General features: G+C 66.4%; 18 protein-coding genes. 10 read left to right on the top strand and 8 right to left on the bottom strand.

Translation table 11 applies throughout. From position 1 onward, the window contains the following. Nucleotides 1–93 precede the first annotated feature (93 nt). Nucleotides 94–483 carry a hypothetical protein gene (locus tag ACZ1I2_RS20815; protein ID WP_465181520.1) on the bottom strand — a complete coding sequence of 130 codons (390 nt, stop codon included), beginning with the start codon at nucleotides 481–483 and terminating at the stop codon, nucleotides 94–96. A 148-nt stretch (nucleotides 484–631) separates the two neighbouring features. Between ACZ1I2_RS20815 and ACZ1I2_RS20810 the strand changes: the two genes are divergently transcribed. Continuing rightward, entirely contained in the window at nucleotides 632–1,861 is a 1,230-nt protein-coding gene (locus ACZ1I2_RS20810; RefSeq protein WP_465172274.1) for a TCR/Tet family MFS transporter, read from the top strand. A 30-nt stretch (nucleotides 1,862–1,891) separates the two neighbouring features. On the opposite strand, the gene ACZ1I2_RS20805 is transcribed toward ACZ1I2_RS20810, so the two are convergent. Next, nucleotides 1,892–2,575 carry a hypothetical protein gene (locus ACZ1I2_RS20805; protein ID WP_465181519.1) on the bottom strand — a complete coding sequence of 228 codons (684 nt, stop codon included), beginning with the start codon at nucleotides 2,573–2,575 and terminating at the stop codon, nucleotides 1,892–1,894. 134 nt (nucleotides 2,576–2,709) lie between these two features. Between ACZ1I2_RS20805 and ACZ1I2_RS20800 the strand changes: the two genes are divergently transcribed. Then, entirely contained in the window at nucleotides 2,710–3,234 is a 525-nt protein-coding gene (locus ACZ1I2_RS20800) for a helix-turn-helix domain-containing protein (RefSeq protein ID WP_465175982.1), read from the top strand. On the opposite strand, the gene map is transcribed toward ACZ1I2_RS20800, so the two are convergent. Continuing rightward, nucleotides 3,225–4,052, bottom strand: a complete 828-nt coding sequence (map, locus tag ACZ1I2_RS20795; protein WP_465175983.1) for a type I methionyl aminopeptidase — start codon at nucleotides 4,050–4,052, stop codon at nucleotides 3,225–3,227. The two genes, ACZ1I2_RS20800 and map, sit on opposite strands and share 10 nt — an antisense overlap. Before the next feature lie 64 nt (nucleotides 4,053–4,116). On the opposite strand from map, the gene ACZ1I2_RS20790 reads away from it, so the two are divergent. From ACZ1I2_RS20790 to ACZ1I2_RS20775, 4 genes are all read left to right on the top strand, one after another. Beyond that, a complete protein-coding gene (locus ACZ1I2_RS20790) occupies nucleotides 4,117–4,872 on the top strand; it encodes a competence/damage-inducible protein A (RefSeq protein WP_465175984.1) in 756 nt (251 codons plus the stop codon). A 185-nt stretch (nucleotides 4,873–5,057) separates the two neighbouring features. Next, entirely contained in the window at nucleotides 5,058–5,744 is a 687-nt protein-coding gene (locus ACZ1I2_RS20785; protein WP_465175985.1) for a lysozyme inhibitor LprI family protein, read from the top strand. A gap of 63 nt (nucleotides 5,745–5,807) precedes the next feature. Next, complete coding sequence (locus ACZ1I2_RS20780) at nucleotides 5,808–7,295, top strand: S41 family peptidase (protein WP_465175986.1); 1,488 nt, start codon at nucleotides 5,808–5,810, stop codon at nucleotides 7,293–7,295. A gap of 112 nt (nucleotides 7,296–7,407) precedes the next feature. Further along, nucleotides 7,408–8,193 (top strand): hypothetical protein, encoded by a 786-nt coding sequence (locus ACZ1I2_RS20775; RefSeq protein ID WP_465172282.1) that lies wholly within the window; start codon nucleotides 7,408–7,410, stop codon nucleotides 8,191–8,193. Here the strand turns inward: ACZ1I2_RS20775 and ACZ1I2_RS20770 are convergent. Beyond that, complete coding sequence (locus ACZ1I2_RS20770) at nucleotides 8,184–8,591, bottom strand: MarR family winged helix-turn-helix transcriptional regulator (protein ID WP_465181518.1); 408 nt, start codon at nucleotides 8,589–8,591, stop codon at nucleotides 8,184–8,186. The two genes, ACZ1I2_RS20775 and ACZ1I2_RS20770, sit on opposite strands and share 10 nt — an antisense overlap. A 132-nt stretch (nucleotides 8,592–8,723) precedes the next feature. Between ACZ1I2_RS20770 and ACZ1I2_RS20765 the strand changes: the two genes are divergently transcribed. Next, a complete protein-coding gene (locus ACZ1I2_RS20765; RefSeq protein WP_465175988.1) occupies nucleotides 8,724–10,226 on the top strand; it encodes an FAD-dependent oxidoreductase in 1,503 nt (500 codons plus the stop codon). Here ACZ1I2_RS20765 and ACZ1I2_RS20760 read toward each other — a convergent pair whose 3' ends face one another. After that, nucleotides 10,227–11,051: an SDR family oxidoreductase gene (locus ACZ1I2_RS20760; RefSeq protein WP_465175989.1), complete on the bottom strand. Its 825-nt coding sequence runs from the start codon at nucleotides 11,049–11,051 to the stop codon at nucleotides 10,227–10,229. 89 nt (nucleotides 11,052–11,140) lie between these two features. Here ACZ1I2_RS20760 and ACZ1I2_RS20755 point away from each other — a divergent pair, with 89 nt between their 5' ends. Then, nucleotides 11,141–12,037 (top strand): AraC family transcriptional regulator, encoded by an 897-nt coding sequence (locus ACZ1I2_RS20755; protein ID WP_465175990.1) that lies wholly within the window; start codon nucleotides 11,141–11,143, stop codon nucleotides 12,035–12,037. Nucleotides 12,038–12,044: 7 nt separating this feature from the next. Here the strand turns inward: ACZ1I2_RS20755 and ACZ1I2_RS20750 are convergent, their stop codons facing one another. Beyond that, nucleotides 12,045–12,476 carry a lysozyme inhibitor LprI family protein gene (locus ACZ1I2_RS20750; protein ID WP_465172287.1) on the bottom strand — a complete coding sequence of 144 codons (432 nt, stop codon included), beginning with the start codon at nucleotides 12,474–12,476 and terminating at the stop codon, nucleotides 12,045–12,047. A 248-nt stretch (nucleotides 12,477–12,724) separates the two neighbouring features. Between ACZ1I2_RS20750 and ACZ1I2_RS20745 the strand changes: the two genes are divergently transcribed. Then, nucleotides 12,725–14,620 carry an ABC transporter ATP-binding protein gene (locus ACZ1I2_RS20745; protein WP_465175991.1) on the top strand — a complete coding sequence of 632 codons (1,896 nt, stop codon included), beginning with the start codon at nucleotides 12,725–12,727 and terminating at the stop codon, nucleotides 14,618–14,620. Nucleotides 14,621–14,809: 189 nt separating this feature from the next. Here the strand turns inward: ACZ1I2_RS20745 and ACZ1I2_RS20740 are convergent, their stop codons facing one another. Continuing rightward, on the bottom strand, nucleotides 14,810–16,138 hold the full coding sequence (locus ACZ1I2_RS20740; protein WP_465175992.1) for a ComEC/Rec2 family competence protein: 1,329 nt from the start codon (nucleotides 16,136–16,138) through the stop codon (nucleotides 14,810–14,812). A 3-nt stretch (nucleotides 16,139–16,141) separates the two neighbouring features. Continuing rightward, on the bottom strand, nucleotides 16,142–17,881 hold the full coding sequence (locus tag ACZ1I2_RS20735) for a hypothetical protein (RefSeq protein WP_465175993.1): 1,740 nt from the start codon (nucleotides 17,879–17,881) through the stop codon (nucleotides 16,142–16,144). Between the two features lie 313 nt (nucleotides 17,882–18,194). On the opposite strand from ACZ1I2_RS20735, the gene ACZ1I2_RS20730 reads away from it, so the two are divergent. Beyond that, nucleotides 18,195–19,580, top strand: coding sequence for an RNB domain-containing ribonuclease (locus ACZ1I2_RS20730; protein WP_465175994.1), 1,386 nt, complete (start codon nucleotides 18,195–18,197; stop codon nucleotides 19,578–19,580). The last annotated feature ends 438 nt before the right edge of the window (nucleotides 19,581–20,018 follow it).

Raw genomic sequence — 20,018 nt, 5'->3', positions numbered from 1 at the left:
CCACCGGGCGCTTCCTTCCGATGCGGCATGCAGCGTCGTGCGCTGGTCAGTGCCGCGACGAACCGGGTGGCGGCCCATGTCGTCACGGGTCGCCTAGGCGCGGGAGGGCGGACCCCGAGGGTATGCGGCGCCGCTTGGTGCAAAGACCGACGGCGATTGATCGACCGCGCCATCAAGGGCGATCGTCGGTTTCGGTACGATACCGACAGAGGCGATGGCGGCCGGAATCACCAGCGCATCGGCGGCGGGAATATCCCTGTCCCTCGGCCGCACCGCATCGGCCTGAGTCAGCCGGGAAGAAGGCTCCACGCTGCGCAGTGCAACGATGGTGGTCGACGGGTTGAACGCGGATCCGACCGCGCTGGTTTGCGGCAGCCCGATCGGCAGAAGAGCGCAGAGAAGCGTGGTGGCAACGGTCAGCCATACCGCACCGGCGAACAGCCGCAGCGTGTCCCTCATGTGTCCAGGCTTCGTGATGTGCACCCTCTCTCCCAGCCGTGGCGTAGCATTCTCCCTGAGATAACGGACGAGGCCGATAATCGATCCTCGGGGTTGGGGAATCCGGAGCATGGGCTTTCGCGCGGAAATCTGCATAAGGGCGGCGCGCCGGGGGCGGCGCGAGGGGGAATCGGTGGCCATTTCCAGAAGCGACAATCGGCTGCCGCTGATCGCGTTCATCGTCTTTATCGACATGGCGGGTATCGGGCTGATCATCCCGATCCTGCCGTCGCTGGTCGAGAGCCTCGGCCATGCCGATGTCGCGCATGCGGCGCTGATCGGCGGCGAGCTGCTGTTCGCCTATGCCGCGATGCAGTTCCTGTTCGCGCCGGTGATCGGCGGGCTCAGCGACCGGTTCGGGCGCCGGCCTGTGCTGCTCGGCACCCTGGTCGCGCTTGGCATGGACTATGCGATGATGGCCTGGGCGCCGACCCTCGCCTGGCTGTTCGCCGGGCGGCTGATCTCGGGCGTGATGGGCGCGACCTGGGCGGCGGCGAACAGCTGCATCGCCGACATCTATCCGCCGGAACAGCGTGGCCGCCTGTTCGGCCTGCTCGGTGGGGCAGGGGCCTCGGGCTTCGTGCTCGGCCCGGCGATCGGCGGGTTGCTCGGCACCATCGGCCTGCGCCTGCCGTTCGTCGCGGCGAGCGTGCTGGCGCTGTCCGGCGCAGTGATCGGTTTCTTCATCTTCACCGAGACGTTGCCGGCCGACCGGCGCCGCCCCTTCACTCTCGCCCGCGCCAATCCGTTCGGCACGCTGATCCGCATGGCGCGCTATCCCTTCGTGCTGGGCATCCTCGCGACGATCTTCCTGATGCAGCTCGCCGCGCAATCGCAGCTCTCGACCTGGGGCTATTTCCTGATCGCGCGGCTGAACTGGTCGCCGCTCGATATCGGCCTGTCGATCGCGACCTTCGGCATCACCATCGCGATCGCGCAGGGGCTCGTCACCGGCCACGCCATCGCGCGCTTCGGCGAGCGGCGCAGCGCCCTTTTCAGCCTCGCTTTCGGCCTGCCCAGCTATCTCCTGCTCGCCGTCGCCGGCTCGGGCTGGATGATCTATCTCGCGATTGTCATCGGTGCCCTGACCGGCATCGCCTTTCCCGCGATGCAAGGCATGATGAGCAGCCGGATCGAGGAGGATGCGCAGGGCGAGCTGCAGGGTGCGGTCGCCAGCACGGTCGGCCTGACCGCGATCATCGGACCGCTGGTGATGACCTCGGTGTTCGGCCATTTCGCCGATGCGAAGGGCGTCTATTTCCCCGGCGCGCCGTTCGTGCTGGCGAGCGGACTTCTCGTCGCGGCATGGCTATTGCTGGCCTGGACGATCCGGCGGCATTTCGCGGCAAAACCGACTGCGTAGCGGGCGGCAACGTGCCCGCATTGGTGTTGGTCAGGGAAGCGAAGTCGCTCGACTGGGCAGCAGTTCCACGATCATGGCGTTTTGATCCACATATGCATCGATGACCGAGATATTCTTGGTCAAAGCTGCTTCTGATATCCCAATTTCACGCATGAGAATAAGGTTTGCTGTTGTAGGTCTAAGGTCTCTCAGGCTTTCAGTAGTATATTGTCGTAAAGATATTGTACTATTTTCGCTCTCAATTTTCTCGAGGGTGTGGTATATTTCTTCTATATCGGGTTCTGTGCCGGTTAATCGCGAGCTCAGGATTTTCGACAGGCCTTCTGCTTTTATTTTCGAAATTTGCATTTTCGCATCGTTCTCTGCCATCGACAGCAAGAGTCTCTCACGGGCCGCTACGAAAAGTTCGTTCCGTATCTGCCGCCGTGCTGACGAGGCTATTGCCGTTCCGGCGATCGACAACACGACAGACACAATATTGCCGGCGTCCTTGATGTTATCAAGGTGCGACATGACGTAATTGAGCATGGCGTATCTCCCCGCATTCTTTTTATACGATTTTCGCCAGTAAATCAGCCGATGCCGCCATAATGGTGAAGTCAGATGGCGCCCGATTTCGATGACACTGTGAGTAAAAGGGGTCAGAGTGATTTTATGCCTCTCTGCTCTGCGACCGCCGACGGCATGACAAAATTCGCCGGCGCCGCCTGCCAATTTGTCGCGCGGTTCCTTTGTGAATCGCCAATTTCGGCGCGACAATTGCGCTGACTTTTGTCACACGCGCGCATTGAATTCTGGCACCCGAAAGCTTGATTCAACCATCCCCCGCACCCCGCTAAACCGGCGTCATGTCCCGAGGTCGCCCCAGCCCCTATCGTCCCGATTTCGCCGAGCAGGCGCGGAAACTCTGCCGCAACGGCGCAACCGACCGCGAGATCGCCGATATCCTCGGCGTCTGCGTGCGCACCTTCTATCGCTGGCGTGCCGAGCATGACGACTTCGCCGAGGCGCTCCGGACCGGCAAGGAACTGGCCGACGACCGCGTCGAGCGCGCCCTGTACGAGCGTGCCTGCGGTTATGATTATGACGATAAGAAAATCTTCCACCCGAGTGGCTCGAAGGAGCCGGTGATCGTGCCGATCCGCGTCCATGTTCCGGCGGATGTCGGTGCCGCCCGGCAATGGCTCGCCAGCCGCAGACCGAAACGATGGGGCGCAGTCAAGGAAGCGCCGGAGGACTTCAACCTGGTCGAAGCGCTGGAGAAGGCCCAGGTCCGCCTGGAAAAACACCGGCGCGAAAAGGCGGAGGAGGAGGCGATCCGTTTCGAAACCCGAGTCGCCGAGGAACTCGCCCGGCGCGGGCTTCAGGCGTAAGGTGGCTGGTGCAGGCCCTTGGGGCTGGTCGTGAAGATCTCGCAGCCATCCTCGGTGATGCCGATCGAATGCTCGAACTGCGCCGAGAGCGAGCGGTCGCGCGTCACCGCGGTCCAGCCGTCGTCGAGCAGCTTCACGTCCGGACGGCCGATATTGATCATGGGTTCGATCGTGAAGATCATGCCCGGCTTCAGCTCGGGCCCGGTGCCGGGGCGGCCGACATGCACCACTTCGGGCGCGTCGTGGAACAGCTGGCCGAGGCCATGCCCGCAGAAATCCCGCACCACGCCGTAGCGATGCTTCTCGGCATGGACCTGGATCGCATTCGCGACGTCGCCAAGATGATTGCCGGGCCTGGCCTGCTCGATGCCGAGCATCAGGCATTCATAGGTCACGTCGACCAGCCGCTTCGCCTTGATCGGCACGTCGCCGATCAGATACATCCGGCTCGAATCGCCGTGCCACCCGTCAAGGATCGGCGTCACGTCGACATTGACGATGTCGCCCGCCTTCAGCGTCTTCTCGCTCGGGATGCCGTGGCACACGACATGGTTGATCGAGATGCAGCTGGAATGGGTATAGCCGCGATAGCCGAGCGTGGCGGGCACGCCGCCGCGATCGGCGATGAACTGGCGGATCATGTCGTCGATATCCGCGGTGGCGACGCCGGGCACCATGTGCGGCACGACCATGTCGAGCGTCTCGGCGGCGAGGCGGCCGGCCCGGTGCATGCCATCGAACGCCTCGCGTCCATGGAGCTTGATCGCGCCGGTGCGGCCGGCGGGCGCATCCGGGGTAACGGTTACATATTCGGTCATTCCGGAGATATAGCGTGCAACGGCGCACTTTGCGAGGGCGGGGTTACCAGTCTATGCGCACGTTATGAGCGAGAGGATCTGGACAGCAGCATTGGTGGTGATCGGTGACGAGATCCTCTCGGGCCGCACCCAGGACAAGAATGTCGCGCAGGTCGCGGCCTGGCTCAACGTGCAGGGCATTCGCCTCGCCGAGGTCCGCGTGGTGCCGGACGTGACGGCGGCGATCGTCGAGGCGGTCAACGTCCTGCGCGCCCGCAACGACTATCTCTTCACCACTGGCGGCATCGGCCCGACTCATGACGACATCACCGTCGATGCCATCGCCGAGGCGCTGGGCGTGCCCGTCACCTTCCACCCCAAGGCAGTGGCCGTGCTCGAACGGTACTATGAAACGCGCGGCGGCCTCACCGAGGCCCGCAAGCGCATGGCCCGCGTGCCCGAAGGCGCGGACCTGATCGAGAACCGCATGTCCGGCGCGCCGGGCATCCGCATCGGCACCATCTTCGTGATGGCGGGCGTGCCGCACATCACCGCGGGCATGCTCGATGCCCTGACCGGCACCCTGGAGGGCGGGCTGCCGGTGATCTCCCGCACGATCGGCTGCTGGGTCGCCGAGAGCGAAGTCGCGGTCCTGCTCGGCGAGGTCGAACGCGCTTATGCCGGCGTCGCGATCGGCAGCTATCCCTTTTTCCGCGAGGGGCGCACCGGCGCCAATTTCGTGGTCCGCTCGACCGACCAGGCGGTGGTCGATGCCTGCGTGGCGGATCTCACCGCCCGGCTCGAGGCCGAGGGCAGGGTGGTGGTGCCGGACGGGATCTGATCTTATCCCCCTCCCGCTTTGCGGGAGGGGTTAGGGGAGGGCCTGTCCGCAGATTGAGTGCCTATGACAGGCCCTCCCCCGACCCCTCCCAGAAGTGGGAGGGGAGAGAACGCTCCTTCCCCGCCCGTTGCGCACATGACATAATCGGGGGGTAGAACATTGCACGGCCAACCCGGGAGGCCTTGATGATCGACGTAATCCCCCTGCTGATCGCTGCCCTGTTCGGCGTCGCCGCACCCCAGCAGCAACCCAGCTTCAGCTGCGCCAAGGCCACGCACCCGCTCGAAAAGACGATCTGCGCCAATGAGCAGCTCGCCCTGCTCGATAGCCTGGTCGCCGAGGCATATCGCGACAAGCTCGCCATCGTGTTCGACAAGGTCGCGTTCCGCGCGCAGCAGCGCAACTGGCAGCAGATCCTGCGGACCCGCTGCGCGAAGACCTGCCGCGCCGCCGATGTGGAGCGCGATTATACGCAGCAACGCGCCTTCCTCGAAGGCTTCAGGGAGGAGGAATGGTCAGCCAGCTACAAGACGGCCGATGTCGCCTATCTCCACATCGCGCACGAAGGGCCGATGCAGTTCAGCTTCACGATCAAGCGCGACCTGGAAGGCGACAAGGCCGAATCGCTTTGCGCGCTCGCGGGCGCGGAACAGATCGCGACCTTCTCCGACAAGGCGCCGCTCGTCCAGGCGCGCTGGGTCGGCGGCGGCGCCTGCACGGTCGATTTCGGGTTCGATCGCGACAAGACCGGTCATGTCACGCGCATCGCCGTGACGAGTTCGGCCGGGTGTAAACGCTATTGCTCCAACAAACATTATTCGATCGACGACAGCTATACGCCCGACAATATCTGGGCGGCCGGCAATCAATAGGTAATACCCTCCTGACATAAGCATTTCGCCGGGCTAAACGTCTGGAAGCAGAGGGGAAGTCTGATGAAGCGTCGTCCGTTCGGAGCCATGTTGGCGATCGCGGCTCTGGTGTCCGGCTGCGGCGGTGGCGGCGGCGGTTCGCTCGCGAATGGCGGCGGCGCGGGAGGGGGCGGCACGACGCCAACGCCCACGCCCAGCTCGACACCGACCCCAACCGCGGCCGGATGCTCGCTCCGCGAGCGGCAGGACTGGGCGGGCGCGCAGCTGCGCGAATGGTATCTTTTCCCGGAAACGCTGCCCGCGAGCCTCGATCCGGCACCCTACACCACGGTCGAGGCCTATATCGACGCGCTGACCGCCACCGCGCGCAGCCAGCGGCGCGATCGCTTCTTCACCTATCTCACCTCGATCGCGGAGGAGAACGCCTATTATAATTCGGGCGCGAGCGCCGGCTTCGGTTTCCGCCTCGGCGCCGATACCGCGGCCCGCCGCATCTTCGCGATCGAATCCTTCGAAGGCGCGCCCGCGCTCGCCGCCGGCATCGACCGCGGCACCGAGATCCTCGCGATCGGGACCACATCGGCCAATCTCCGCACGGTCAACGCGATCATCGCGGCGGAGGGCACTGCCGGCGTGACCGCTGCGCTGGGGCCCGACACCGTCGGCACGACCAGGCTCCTGCGCATCAACAATGCGAGTGGCACGCGCGACGTGACCGTCGCCAAGGCCGATTTCGAGCTGACGCCGGTCTCATCGCGCTACGGCGCGAAGGTGATCAATGATGGCGGGCGCAAGGTCGGCTATGTCAATTTGCGCACTTTCATCAACACCGCGGACCCGGCGCTGCGCGCCGCCTTTGCCGATTTCCGTGCCCAGGGCATCACGGAGATCATCGTCGATCTGCGCTACAATGGCGGCGGGCTGGTCTCGATCGCCGAGCTGATGGGCGATCTCCTCGGCGGCAACCGCTCGACCGCGGACGTGTTCGACTATGTCACCTTGCGTCCCGAGAAATCGTCGGAGAACTCGACCCGCACTTTCTCGCCCCAGCCGCAATCGGCCTCGCCGACCCGGCTCGCCTTTATCGGCACCGGCGGCACCGCATCGGCCAGCGAGCTCGTGATCAACGCCTTTACGCCCTATCTTCACAACCGCTCGGCGCTGATCGGCACCAATACCTATGGCAAGCCGGTCGGGCAGATCGCGCTCGACCGCGCCGCCTGTGACGATCGGCTGCGCGTGATCGCCTTCGCGACTCAGAACGCCGCGCGTCAGGGCGCCTATTTCGACGGCCTCGCCCCCTTCATGGAGGCGAGCTGCCGCGCGGACGACGATATCACGCACCAGCTCGGCGACCCGCTCGAATCGTCCACGCGCTCGGCGCTGGACTTCCTCGCCGGGCGGTCCTGCTCGGCGATCGCGTCTGGCTCCACCAGCGCGGCGAGCGACCAGCGCGCCCAGGCGGCGCGGGACACGCTCGCGGCTCCCCGCGAGCTGTTGACACCCGATCGGCCGAGCACACCGCAGCGCGAGGTCCCCGGCCTGTTCTGAGTTTCGGAGGTCGCGCGCGCGCCGGCGCGTCGATTAAAGGGCCGATTAAAAGAATGTCATCTCGCCGTCCGGTCGTTGCGGCGTAGCCGCGCGCCGTCTAGGCGTGCCGCCAATGCGTTCGGCGCCCGACCACGAATTGCCGGACCGGCGTCGCGCTTCGACCCGCAGCCGCGCGACTTCCTTCCTGCTTGCGCTTGCGCTCGAGATCCTGGTCGTGATCGGCCTGCTCACGCTCTCGCCGCACCTGCCGCCGCCGATTCCCAAGGAAAAGGAGAAGACCTTCAGCCTGGCGCCGGACGCGAATCAGGAGGCGAAGAAGAATCCGAGCCCGCGCGCCGTCTCGCGCAAGAAACAAGCGGCCGGCGGTGCGTCGCCCGCCCCCCCATCACCGACGCCGCCGGCCGCGCCCGAGCCGACTCCCGTCAATCCCTGGCTGAACGAAGGCGACCTGTTCCACGCCGCCGACATCTCCAAGATTCCCACCACCCGCGGCAACGACGCGCCGGGCGCGGGCGACACCGGTGCCGGCAAGGACAGCGGCTCGGCCTATGGTCCGGGTGAGGGGCCGGGCGGCGAGCGTCTCTATGACGTCGAATGGTATCGCGAGCCCACCCATGCCGAGCTCTCCACCTATGTCCCCGAGGGCGCGGCCACGCGCGGCAGCTGGGCGGAGATCGCCTGCAAAACGATCGCCGCCTACCATGTCGACAATTGCCGCTCGCTCGGCGAATATCCGGTCGGATCGGGCTTGGCTCGCGCAATGCGCCTTGCCTCGTGGCAGTTCCTTGTCCGCCCGCCGCGCCTCGGCGGCAAGTCGCTGATCGGCTCCTGGGTGCGCATCCGAATTACGTTCACCCGGGAAAAGAAGAAGGAGGATGAGGGGGCGGATCAGCCCTGATCGAACTGCGGCCCCGCCTCGTTCATCCCGTCCGCCAGCTTGCGCATCAGCCGGACCAGCTCATCGAATTCCTCCGCGCTCCAGTCCTGGAACAAGGTCAGCGCCATCCGCTCGCGCGCCGCGTCGACGGCGTCGGTCGCGGTCTTGCCGGCGGGCGTGATCGCCGCTTCGCGCACGCGTTTGTCGGCCTTGCCGGCATGGCGCGTGACGAGACCATGGTCCTCCAGCCGCGCGACCTGGCGGCTGACCGTCGTATAGTCCCGCCCCACCCGGCCGGCGAGATCGACGACGCCGATCGGGCCGAGCCGCTCGATCAGCACCAGCAACGGAAACAGCGCCCGCTCCAGTGTCAGCCCCGCCGCTTCCAGCATCGCGGCATCGCGCTCCGGCTGCACCATCAGGGTGACGATATCGATCAGGGATCGATGCAGCGCGGGCAGCGATCGAGAAATATGTGTATTATGCACTTTATTTGTTGACACGCAGCGCCTCCGCGAGAGATATGTGCATTATACACATAGGAGGCATCGATGGAAGACCGAAGCGATGTTGACGTCCTGATCTGCGGTGCCGGCGCGGCCGGCCTGACTCTGGCGATCGATCTTGCGCGGCGCGGCGTGTCGTTTCGGCTGATCGATCGTCTCGACCAGCCCTTTGCCGGGTCGCGGGGCAAGGGCATCCAGCCCAGGACGCAGGAAGTGTTCGAGGATCTCGGGATCATCGACCGGCTCTTCGCGACCGGCGGGCTGTACCCGTTGCAGCGCGAATATGGGGACGATGGCGGTGTGGAGGAGAGGCAGGAAGCGGCGATCGATTCGCCGACCGCCGAGGAACCCTATCGCGCGGCGCTGATGGTCCCGCAGTTCAGGACCGAGGCGGCGATGCGCGACCGGCTGGCCGAGCTGGGCCACCGTCCCCTTTATGGCCGGACCCTGGAAGGCTTCGATCAGGGTGCCGGCGGCGTTACCGTGCGCATCGCCGGACCCGATGGGCTGGAGAGCCTGCGCTGCCATTACCTGGTCGGCGCCGATGGCGGGCGCAGCGCGGTGCGTCACGCGCTTGGCATCGGCTTCCCCGGCAAGACGCTCGGGGTGCGCGCGGTGGTCGCCGATATCGAACTGGACGGGCTGGACCGTGACGTGTGGCACCGTTTCAACGAGGGCGACATGGCGCGGCAGATCGGGCTTTGCCCCTTGCCGCAGACCGATCTGTTCCAGCTCCAGGCACCGATCGATCCGGAGGGAGAGCCGGACCTTTCGGTCGAAGGATTGCAGCGCTTCATCGATGACCGGATCGGCGGGCGGGGCCTGACGGTGCGGTCGGTCGCCTGGGCGTCGGCCTATAGCATGAATGCCCGTCTGGCCGATCGCTACCGTATCGACCGCGTGTTCCTGATCGGCGATGCCGCCCATATCCATCCGCCGACCGGCGGGCAGGGGCTCAACACCAGCGTGCAGGACGCCTATAATCTCGGGTGGAAGCTGGGCGCGGTGTGCGCCGGTGCGCCCGATGCGCTGCTCGACAGCTATGAGGAGGAACGCCGTCCGATCGCGGCCGAGGTGCTCGGCCTGTCCACCGACCTGCTCGAAAAGGCGAAACGTGGCGACATGCGGCGCGGGCGGGAAGTGCATCAGCTCGATCTCGGCTATCCCGAATCCTCGCTGTCGCTGGAAATGCCGGCGCGATCCGGCGGGCTACTGGCGGGCGATCGCATGCCGGACGCGCCGCTCCGCGGTGCCGGCGGCCAGCCCGTGCGGCTGTTCGATCTGCTGCGCGGTCCGCACATGACGTTGCTGCTCTTCGGCGCCGCGCGGGATCTTCCGGCGGCGCGCCCGGACCTGCAGTGTCGCGCGATCGGCGGGGACGGCGATATGCTTGACGACGGCGACCGGTTCCGCGCCCTGTGCGGCCTCGATACCGGCGACATGCTCCTCGTCCGCCCGGACGGCTATGTCGGCGCGATTATCGCGCGCGGGGAGCAGGGCGCGCTCGCCTGCTATCTCGCGCAATTCGGGATCGCGGCTGGGGGTTGATTAGGTGACCGGCCGCGGTGCGAACATCTCCCGCATCCGCGCCAGATAGGCGTCCTCGGTCGGCCAGCGCAGTTGGGCGAGCATGCGGCTGTCGGCCCCGGCCGGATAGCGGATCCTGTCGCCCTTCTCGGTCGCGGCCGCGAAGCACGCCTCCGCCACCTCGGTTTCGGTGCAATAGGCGGTCGGATAATCGGCCATCTTCGCGAAACTGGCCTGAGCGAACGGCATATAATCCTCGGGGATCAGGCCCGCCATGCGCGGGCCGCCATTGGCGGTGAAGTTGGTCGTCGGCGCATAGCCCGGCTCGACCAGTCGCGCCCTGATGTTGAACCCGTCCAGCTCATAGGCCAGCGATTCGGTGAAGCCTTCGACCGCGCATTTGCTCGCCGCATAGAGGGCGACCAACGGCATGACGCCGATCGTCGTGCTCGACGTCAGGTTGACGATCGCGCCGCCGCCCTGCCTGCGCATCTGCGGGATGATCGCGCGGCAGGTCGCGAACACGCCGAAACAGTTCGTCTCGAACACCTCCCGCACCACTGAATCCGGCGTCGCCTCGACGATCGAGGCCAGGCCGATCCCGGCATTGTTCACCAGCACGTCGATCGCCCCGAACGCCGCGACGCCCTCGGCGATCGCGCGGTCGATGCTGGCCGTATCGGTGACGTCGAGCGCCACGATCTTCAGCCGGTCCGACGGGGCGAACACACCCGGATCGGGGCGCCGCATCGTCGCGATCACGTTCCAGCCGCGCGCGAGGAAATGTTCGGCGATCGCCTTGCCATAGCCGGAGGACGTGCCGGTGATGAGGATGGTGCTGGTCATGTCGATGCTCCTGTCTGTTGCCGGCATCATAGACAGAAGGGCAGGACGTTCTATAATCGATCATCCGCAATTCATTATGGATCGTCCAGATGGATCCGCTCAGCGACGTCATCACCCTGCTCCGGCCGCATGCCGCCTTGTCCAAGCCGATTAGCGGGCGGGGGGAATGGGGCGTTCGCTATGCCGCCTATGGCGAACCGGGATTCGCCATCGTCCTTGCGGGACAATGCTGGCTCGCGCTCGACGGAGCGCCGCCGGTGCTGCTCGAACAGGGCGATTTCGTGCTGCTCCCCGCCACGCCCGCCTTCACGTTGTCCAGCTACCCCGGCGCGGCCTGTGTCGAGCGCGATCCGTCCGATCGCCCGGTGCGGCATGGTGAGCAGGAGGGGGAGCCTGACGTCGAGATGCTCGGCGGGGCGTTCCGGATCGATCCGGTCAACGCGCCCCTGCTGATCGCGCTGCTGCCGGAGATGATCCATATCCGCGCGGCCGATGGCGATACCGGCCGCCTCTCCCGCATCATCGACCTGATCGTGGAGGAGACCGCGATCGACCGGCCCGGCCGCGACATGATCCTGGAGCGGCTGCTCGAGGTCATGCTGGTCGAATGCCTGCGCTGGCGCGGCATCGGCGGCCAGGCGCTGCCGGCCGGGCTGCTCGCCGGCATGCGCGACGCGGCGCTCGCCGAAAGCCTGCGCGCGATCCACGCCGATGTCCGCACCGGCTGGACCGTGGCCACGCTCGCCAGGCGCGCCGGCATGTCGCGCTCGGCCTTTGCCGCGCGCTTCGCGGCGACCCTTGGCTGCGCTCCGATCGAATATCTCGCGCGCTGGCGCATGGCCCTCGCCCGGGACGCGCTCAGTCGCGGCCGGACATCGCTCGATCGCCTTGCCACGGAGATCGGCTATGACTCCGCCAGCGCCTTCAGCACGGCCTTTCGCCGGCATGTCGGCTGCGCGCCCGGCGCCTTTGCGCGCGGGCGCTGACGCGGCGTCATTCGTCGAGCCGGCTCGACCGACAGCCGGAGCTGGTGCATTCGCGCGAGCGGTCGTTCAGCCAGTTGGTGCGCTCGATCGTCATGTCCTTGGCACAGACCAGGTCGACCTTGATCGAGTCGCCCTCGCTCAGCCCGCAGCGCTGGTCCCGCTGGCGGATCCAGGCGCGCTGCGACTGCAACAGCGTGGCGCGATCAGCCACCGTCAGCAGCGGGCGCAGCTTCTTGTAGGCGGCGTTCAGGTCGGTATCGGCCTGCATATAGACCTTGCGCTCGCAATAGACATTGTCGAACGCGGTCTTGGGATTGTCGCAGCTCGTCGCGCGGGCCTGGGGGAGGCCGGCGGCCCGACCTGACGTAGCCAGAGGCGGGGCGGCGGACAGCGCCAGCGCCGCCAAGGCAAGACCCATGATCGATGCACCGTTCCGCATGCTCATCCTCTCCTGTGGGGAAGCAGCAGCCTTGGCCCAGCGCTCCGGCTTCGTCAAAGCCTGTCTGCCGCAAAAGAACGAACCGGGCCGGACCGGACATTTAATAGGCGATTCACCTGGCAACGCCTTGATCTCGTCGTGTTTTCAGGGCGGCCTGAAGAAAATTTCATCTGCCGTTCATCTTCGCGCCGCTCTCGGCGTTACGAACGTTGCTGCACTGCAACCGACGATAACAAGGGATCGCACCATTGCCCTATGTCGCCCGGCCTGCCCGGTTCATCGCCCATTATCTCGCCGCCCGTCCCTGGGGCTTTCTCCTGCTCACCGCCATGGTGGTCGCCAGCGCATCGAGCTCGGTCGGCATCCAATATGCGATGAAGCTGCTGATCGACGCGATGGCCGCGCCGGGTCGCGTGATGGGGCCGGTCCAGACCGCGCTGATCGCGTTTGTCGGGCTGGTCACGCTGGAAAGCATCCTCGTCCGCCTGTCGGCCAGGCTGCTCTGCCGCATGACGGTGTCGACCGGCGTACGGATCCGGCTCGACATGGTCGATCATCTCAGCGGCCATCAGCTTTCCTTCTTCCAGAATGAGCGGGCCGGCTCGCTTGGCCACCGCGTTTCCGCGCTCACCGGCTCGTTCAGCGCGATCACCCACCGCATCCTGATGGAGATCGTCCCGCCGCTGATCTCCTTTGCGGGCGCGGTGATCATCTTCCTGTCGATCGACGTGCGCATGGCCGTCCTGCTCGCCTTGTTCGTCGTGGTGGTGGGCGTGGTCCTGGTCGGGGTCGGCCTTGGCGGCGATGTCCATCACAAGGAATTCGCCCGCCGCGCCGGCAATTGCGGCGGCGAGCTGGTCGACCTGATCAGCAATATCTGGGCGGTGAAGGCCTTTGCCGCGCGCCGCCGCGAGCTCGATCGCCTGCGCGGCTTTTTCGAGGACGAAGCGGATGCCCAGCGCAAGGGCTGGTTCTTCGTCGAGCGTGTACGCTGCCTTCATGACGTCGCGCTGGTCGCGCTGGTCGGCGCGACCCTGCTCTACGCGGTCAGCCGCTGGTCGGCCGGCAGCATCACCGCGGGCGATGTGGTGATGATCAGCTCGATGACTTTCCGCATGCTCAACGGCTCGCGCGATCTGGCGATGGCGCTGATCGATACCAGCCAGCAGTTCAGCTATCTCGGCGAGACGCTCGACATCGTCGGCAAGCCGCACAAGGTGGTCGATGCGCCGGGTGCGCCGGCCCTGCGCCGCGGCGCGGGCGCGATCCGGCTGGAAAACGTCACCTTCGGCTATGATCCGCACCGCCCGGTGCTGCATGACGTCTCGATCGACATCCCCGCCGGGCAGAAGGTCGGCATCGTCGGGGCGTCGGGCGCGGGCAAGTCGACCATCCTCCAGCTGCTGCAGCGTCTCTACGACACGCAGGCCGGCCGCGTGCTGATCGACGGCCAGGCGATCGACGGCGTCACGCAGGAGACGCTGCACGAGTCAGTCGCCGTGGTGCCGCAGGAAGTGCTGCTGTTCCACCGTACGATCCTCGAGAATATCCGCTTCGCCCGTCCCGACGCGACCGACGCGGAGGTGTATCGCGCGGCCGAGGCGGCGCATTGCGACGCGTTCATCCGCCAGATGCCGAACGGCTATGACAGCATCGCCGGCGAGCGCGGCACCAACCTGTCGGGTGGCCAGCGCCAGCGCATCGGCATCGCGCGCGCCTTTCTGAAGGATGCGCGGATCGTCCTGCTCGACGAAGCGACCTCGGCGCTGGATACCGGCTCGGAGCTCGAGGTGCAGGCCGGCGTGGCGGCGTTGATGGCCGACCGCACCGTGCTCGCCGTCGCGCACCGGCTGTCGACCGTCGCCACCTTCGACCGCATCCTGGTGATCGAGCATGGCCGCGTGGTCGAGGACGGCGCGCCGCAGCGTCTGCTGCGTGAACGCGGCGCCTTTCAGCAGCTCTGGGCGCTCCAGGCAGAAGGGCTGGAACAGCCGCCGCTCGAGGAGCCCGGGCGCAAGGCCCCGGTCCATGCCACGGCACCGGGCCGGATCGAGCGGCTGCTGATGACCGGCGCCCGCGCGCCGAACCGGGTCGGCCGGCGCTGGCAAAGCGGCTTCGCCCGGCTGCCCAGGCGGGAGATTTAGATCCGATAACGTCAAATTCTCCCGTTCGTGCCGAGTGAGACCGAGTAGCGCCGCAGGCGCGTATCGAGGGCTCGTATCGAGGCACTGTTCCGGGCGGATCACATGTCTCTCGATACGCCATCTCGCTACGCTCCTGCGGAGCTACTCGATGGCTACTCGAGACGAACGGTCCTGACCTTACCTGGCTAGTTAAGCCGGCCGCAAATCGATCACCACGGTCTGGCACAGCTCCCCGCTGCCCAAATCCTGGGTGTTGAACAAATTGGTGTCGGCCTTCAGCGCATCGACCAGCGGTTGCCGCGGCACCTCGGTCGGCGCGCCGTTCTTGCCGCCATGCTTGCCCGCCATGGTCGACATGACCGAGGTCATCCGGTCGGGTGTGCCCGCCTTGCCGCGCTTGCTAAAGCGGTTCCACATCGATTTCGGCGTCGCGTTGAGGCTGCCATGATGGCCGACCTTGTAGACATCCACGCTGTCGAGCAGCTTGGCCATCGGGGACTGGAGCGCGAACATCCAGTTCTCGAGCTGCGCGTCGCCCGGGAAGAGCAGCTTCTTCGATCCCGCCTCGAACAACAGGATGACGCTGGTATTGTTCATCGCATTGTCCAGCGCGGTGACGATGCCCAGCATCTGTTCGGCCTCGGCGGTATCGATCCGTTCGGCGACCCAGCGCATCTCGGTCGGCAGCTTCGATTTGCGAAAGCTGTCCGTGCGCTTCAGCCCGGGGAACAACATGCTGTCCGTGTTCGATGCCGCCGCGCCGTCAGCGCCCAGCGCCAGCATCGCCGGCGCGCGCAGCCAGAACTCGTCGGCATTCTTCGCTGCCTGTTTCCTGATCGTCTCGGTCTGCCGCAGGGTCGGCGGGCCGAGCACATGGACCTTCACGCCCGGCAGGATCTGGCTGAGCTTCAGCTTGCAGCCGTGGAAGACATAAAGGTTGTTCTTCTTGTCGCCCGCCATGGTCGCCAGGTTCTTCACCGCGGAGACGTTCTTGATATTGTCCTCGCCGATGAAGCGCAGGCGCGATGCCAGCGGCCAGCGCGGGTCGAACCCGTCCTTGCGGTTGAGCCGCTGCACGACCGATTCCGCCACCGCATGCATATTGTCCAGCGACTGGCGGCGCGCGGCGAACGCGGTCGCCGGGCTCACGCCCTCGGGGCCTTCCCAATCCTCGGGCGCGTCGGGGGCCTCGGTCCATGGCTGGACCACGCGCCGCGGCTTCAGGCCGCGGATGACGTCGCCCGGGCCCTTGCCGTCCGCCTGAGTCGTGAAGCCGCTGATATGGTCGGCATGGCGGTGCGTGGCGACGACGATGTCGAGCTTCCCGCCACAGCGCGCGGCGACGTCGTCGGCAATGCGCTTCATGTTCACCGCCGGATCGTCCGGCAGCTTGGTGGTGCCGAAATCGATCAGGATGTGCCGGGCGCTGCCGTCGTCATAGTCGAGGCGCAGCAGGAAACAGTCGCCGAACCCGACCTGATAGGCGTTGATCGTTGCGGTCACGGGGGTCGCGGCCATCGGTCAGCCCTCCATCCGCGCAAGATGCAGGTTCGCGAACCGGCTGCGCGCGTCGTCGCGCCGCGTCGTCAGCTGGCCGGTGTCGCGCAGATATTCGAGTCGGCGCTGCTGGCGCGGTCCGTCGAGCAGCGCGTTGGCGATGTGATATTTGACTCGCCCATATTGGTCGAAGACGACGACGCCCCCGCCCAGGATATTGGCGCTGCTTCGTGTCGTGAAACCCTCGGGAAGCGGCTCCATCTTCAGCAGCGCCTGGAGCTCGGCGCCGAAGAAATGGCCCAGCTGGATATATTGGCAGATGGTTTCGCGGAACGGGATGCCGTCCGGATCGATCCTCAGCGAGGTGTCGATCGACACCACTTCGGTATAGCCCCGGTCGCTGATGTCGAGCGCATGGCGGTTCTCCCACAGGAAGCGGAAACACTCGTCCAGGTCGCGGGTCAGCGCCTCCGAATTGCTGCGCGAATAGCTGAGCGAGTCGGCCTGGTCGAACCGCCGCCAGCATCCTTCGGCGTCGCTCGCGCCGGCGGGCGGCAAGATGCCATAGGCGGCGAACGATGTCTTGACCGTGCCGCGATAGCCGAACCGGCTGTCGTCCGGCACCAGCTCGCGGTCGGCGGTCAGCAGGGCGGTGAGGAACTGGCTGAAATCCACATCGGTCGGTGGGCAATAATCGAGCGCCCGGATCGCCATCTGGAGCAGCTGGGCCGCCGCCTTGGCGCCTTCGTCGACGACCGCGGCGAGATTATAGGTCTCGCCCTTGAAGGTGCCGAGCTGCTCGATCCGGGCCGACCACAACGCGACAAAGGCATGCATCATCGCCGCGACCAGCACTTCGCCGCGATTGTGCGGCTCGGCCATGCCGGGCCGGTCGAGAATCGCCGGGTCGGGCGCGATCTCGACCGACTGGCGCAGCGCGCCGCGGCCGCCGCCCGTGGTCATGCCGATCTCGGCCCCGATGCCGAGCAGGATCGATCGGCGGATGGCATAAGAAGTGACCTTGTCCGCGTTGATGAAACGCAGCGGTTCGCCGGGGCCGGGCAGGGTGAGCGCCGGGTCGAGCCCCGCCACCACCACCTCGCGGAGCGAGAAGATCGACAGAATCGCGACGATATCCGCCAGCCCCTCATGGAACGCGGCCTGATCGGGGCCGGAAGGCTCGGTGTAGCGGGATCGCAGTCCGTCGAGCACCGCATGCGTGGTTTCGTGCGCCACGACGTCATGGCTCAGCGCGGTGAAGATCGGCTTGCCCGCGGCGTCGAAGAAATAGCCGAACATCAGCGCGCGGTCGGGTTCCGAATAAAAGGCGTTGGCGAGAGCGAAGGCATGCGGCGCGATGTGGAGCTGATGCCCGCCCGACGACCAGGACACGCGGCGCCCGAGCGCCCGCTCGAACAGGCCGAGCGTCCGCATCGCGATCGCGTAGCAATTCTGCGCGTGGAAATTCGGGTCGGCGAGCAGGCGCGCCTGATAGGCCGGATCCTGGATCGTCTCGTTCCTGCCCGGCGCGAACGGGTCGAGCAGCGCGCCGGTCGCGTCCTGATATTGTTTCCGGTTGGCATAGGCGCGGCGTTCGGTCGCATTGTAATCGACCACCTTGATCCTGTAGCCGGTCGGCCCGGCGGCAAGGATCTCGGCGGGCACGTCGACCTGGGCGAACGCCATCGGCCCGTCCTTGCCGATCCGCAGCGCGGGATCCTTCGCCACGATGGTGAGCTTGCGTACCGGTTGAAGGGTGGCCATGTGCTTGTCTCCCGGACGTGGAAGCGTACCGCAGCCTCTCCCCCCGGACAACGCCCTGATGGTGAGTTCCATCCTTCGGAAATGGGCTGGACCAGGTCGGCGCAGGCCGCGCCTGTGCTGCATGGGAGAGTGAATTGCTTTTCCTGTCCGTGTGTTGGCCCGAACGCGACTCCGCGCAAGGGAGCCGGCAGCCACGACGCCGAGCCGGGAAAACTGGCACCGGGAATCGCTCCAATTCCCCTCCGGTGTCGCAGGCCCCGCTGGCCCGCTCCCGTCTTCCCCATTTCACGCGCAGCGTGTACGGCAGGCGGCAATGAAGGCGCTCGCCGATCCCGATAAAGCGCTGGCCGCCGGCCTTGCCGCGATCCGCGCCCAGTTTCAGGTGCCGGATTCCTTCCCGCCCGCGGTGCTCGCCGCCGCCGAGGCCGCCGCGAAACGCGTGCCGACCGAACATGCCGACCGCACCGACCGGCCCTTTGTCACGCTCGATCCGGCCAGTTCGACCGATCTCGATCAGGCTTTCTGCATCGATCGCAGCGGCGCCGATCTTCTGCTCCATTACGCCATCGCCGATGTCGCCTGGTTCGTCGACGACGGCGACGCGCTCGATGCCGAGGCTTGGCATCGCGGCGCCACGCAATATCTGCCCGACGGCAAGGCCGGGCTTTATCCGCCGGTGCTGGCCGAAGGCGCTGCCAGCCTGCTGCCCACCGGCCCGCGCCCCGCGGTGATCTTCACCGTGCGCGTCGCGCCCGATGGCGCGGTGCATCTCGACGGAGCCGAGCGCGCCGTTATCCGCAGCCGCGCAAAGCTGGCCTATGACAGCGTGACCCCGGCCGACCTGCCCGCCGATTTCGACGAGCTGGCGCGCCGCATCCAGGGTGCCGAGGACCGGCGCGGCGCCGCCCGTGTCGATCCGCCCGAACAGGAAGTCGATGCGCTCGGCGACGGGCGCTTCAAGCTGCTGTTCCGGCCCGTGCTCGAGTCGGAAGTGCGCAACGCGGCGATGTCGCTCGCCACCAACCTCGCCATCGCCGATGCGCTTCAGGCCCACGGGACGGGCCTGTTCCGCGTCATGGCCGAACCCAATGAAGGTGCGATCAAGCGCTTGCGCCTCACCGCGCGCGCCTTCGGCCTGAACTGGCCGGCAACCGCGACGCTCGACCAGTTCAGCCGCAGGCTCGATCCCCGGAATCCGAAACAGGCCGCGTTCATGCTGGCGATCCGCCGCGCAGGCGAGGGGGCGAGCTACGTGCCCTTTCGCGAGGGCGTCATCCCCTGGCACGCCGCCATGGCCGCGACCTATGCCCATGCGACCGCGCCACTCCGCCGCCTCGCCGACCGCTATGTCGTCCGCGCCACCCTCGCGATCGCCAACGGCCAGCCCGTGCCCGAGGTGGTGACGGCTGCCTTCACCCAGCTTCCCTCCGTCATGGCCCGTGCCGATTCCCTGAGCGGCCAGATCGACCGTGCGGTGATCGACATGGCCGAGGCCACGATGCTGCGCGGGCGCGAGGGCGAGGTGTTTCCGGCGGTTGTCACTGACCTCGACGATCGCGGTGCGCGCATGCAGCTGAGCGACCTGCCGGTGGTCGCGCGCATCACCGCCCACCATGTGGCGCCGGGCGATGCCCTGAACGTGAAACTGGTCGCGGCCGACCCCGACAAGAGGACGATCAGCTTCGAACGGGTAGGCTGAGCCTTCCTCCCTGACCTTCCCCGGCGAAGGCCGGGGTCCAGTTGGGGGAGGTCAATTGGGTAGCGCTTCGCGCTGTTGCTCCCGCCTTCCCAACTGGGCCCCGGCCTTCGCCGGGGAAGCGGAAGAAACTGGCTCGATTCTAACGCGCCGTCATCTGCCCTAACCTGTTCGGTCAGGCTGAAGGGAGGTCGCGAAATGCCGGCAACGCCATACGATCGACGCGACCAAATACCGTTCAGGTCAAACCCTATCGATTCTCGAAATTCGTCGAATAAAGCCCGTGAAATTCTCCACTACAGATTTTCACCGCCAGGCTCGATCTGTTGGATCGCGTGTCGGGTCTCTGTAAAAATCTCCAACACGCATGCCGAAACGTCGCCCGAAGCCCGAAAAATCGGGGTCGACGTTGGGTGGCAAAAATACCCGAATAGTTGCGAC

It is taken from the genome of Sphingomonas sp. BL-S-29 (assembly GCF_055521495.1).
Note: the sequence above shows the minus strand (reverse complement) of the source record. Positions and strands in the feature narration are given on the sequence as shown.

Bases quoted from the DNA above. Each gene is read 5' to 3' on its own strand.
- ACZ1I2_RS20800 (WP_465175982.1), top strand. From the start codon at position 2,710: ATGTCCCGAGGTCGCCCCAGCCCCTATCGTCCCGATTTCGCCGAGCAG.
- map (WP_465175983.1), bottom strand. From the start codon at position 4,052: ATGACCGAATATGTAACCGTTACCCCGGATGCGCCCGCCGGCCGCACC.
- ACZ1I2_RS20790 (WP_465175984.1), top strand. From the start codon at position 4,117: ATGAGCGAGAGGATCTGGACAGCAGCATTGGTGGTGATCGGTGACGAG.
- ACZ1I2_RS20785 (WP_465175985.1), top strand. From the start codon at position 5,058: ATGATCGACGTAATCCCCCTGCTGATCGCTGCCCTGTTCGGCGTCGCC.
- ACZ1I2_RS20780 (WP_465175986.1), top strand. From the start codon at position 5,808: ATGAAGCGTCGTCCGTTCGGAGCCATGTTGGCGATCGCGGCTCTGGTG.
- ACZ1I2_RS20775 (WP_465172282.1), top strand. From the start codon at position 7,408: ATGCGTTCGGCGCCCGACCACGAATTGCCGGACCGGCGTCGCGCTTCG.
- ACZ1I2_RS20770 (WP_465181518.1), bottom strand. From the start codon at position 8,591: ATGGTGCAGCCGGAGCGCGATGCCGCGATGCTGGAAGCGGCGGGGCTG.
- ACZ1I2_RS20765 (WP_465175988.1), top strand. From the start codon at position 8,724: ATGGAAGACCGAAGCGATGTTGACGTCCTGATCTGCGGTGCCGGCGCG.
- ACZ1I2_RS20760 (WP_465175989.1), bottom strand. From the start codon at position 11,051: ATGACCAGCACCATCCTCATCACCGGCACGTCCTCCGGCTATGGCAAG.
- ACZ1I2_RS20755 (WP_465175990.1), top strand. From the start codon at position 11,141: ATGGATCCGCTCAGCGACGTCATCACCCTGCTCCGGCCGCATGCCGCC.
- ACZ1I2_RS20750 (WP_465172287.1), bottom strand. From the start codon at position 12,476: ATGCGGAACGGTGCATCGATCATGGGTCTTGCCTTGGCGGCGCTGGCG.
- ACZ1I2_RS20740 (WP_465175992.1), bottom strand. From the start codon at position 16,138: ATGGCCGCGACCCCCGTGACCGCAACGATCAACGCCTATCAGGTCGGG.
- ACZ1I2_RS20735 (WP_465175993.1), bottom strand. From the start codon at position 17,881: ATGGCCACCCTTCAACCGGTACGCAAGCTCACCATCGTGGCGAAGGAT.
- ACZ1I2_RS20730 (WP_465175994.1), top strand. From the start codon at position 18,195: ATGAAGGCGCTCGCCGATCCCGATAAAGCGCTGGCCGCCGGCCTTGCC.